The organism is Sporosarcina luteola (genome assembly GCF_023715535.1).
GTDB lineage: Bacteria > Bacillota > Bacilli > Bacillales_A > Planococcaceae > Sporosarcina > Sporosarcina luteola_B.
In genome coordinates this window covers 1-406 of sequence record NZ_JAMBOI010000063.1, presented here as the reverse complement: position 1 = coordinate 406, position 406 = coordinate 1, and the positions used below count along the sequence as shown (strand labels likewise).

Annotated in this window: 1 protein-coding gene; it reads right to left on the bottom strand. The window is 62.1% G+C overall.

From position 1 onward, the window contains the following. On the bottom strand, nucleotides 1-406 hold a 406-nt coding region (locus M3191_RS18325), incomplete at both ends, for a 3'-5' exonuclease (protein ID WP_251701745.1).

Below are 406 nucleotides of genomic sequence, written 5' to 3'. Positions count from 1 at the left end.
AGAAATTCCAGAACGCCGATTTTAGCGCGTCGATGCCGTCGATAATCAGCCGCCCGTTGGCCTGGGCGAAAAAGACGCCGTTCTTAAAGCCGTGCTCACGCCACTCCAGCTCGCTGTTGCCGCGGCCGAGCCGCAGCGGGATGCGATAGCGTTCGGCGTGCTTTTGCAGAACACGCAGATCGAACTGCACTACGTTCCAGCCGATCAGCACGTCGGGGTCGTGTTCGGCAAACCAGGCGTTGAGCTTTTCCAGCAGCAGGGGACGGCTGGCGGTGAAGACCAGCTCGAAGTCGACGTCTGGCGGCGTTTCCGGTTCGGGGCCCAGCATGTAGACCACCCGCTGGCCGCAGCCTTCCAGACCGATGCAGTACAGCTCGCCGTGGCGGCTGGTTTCGATATCCAGCGA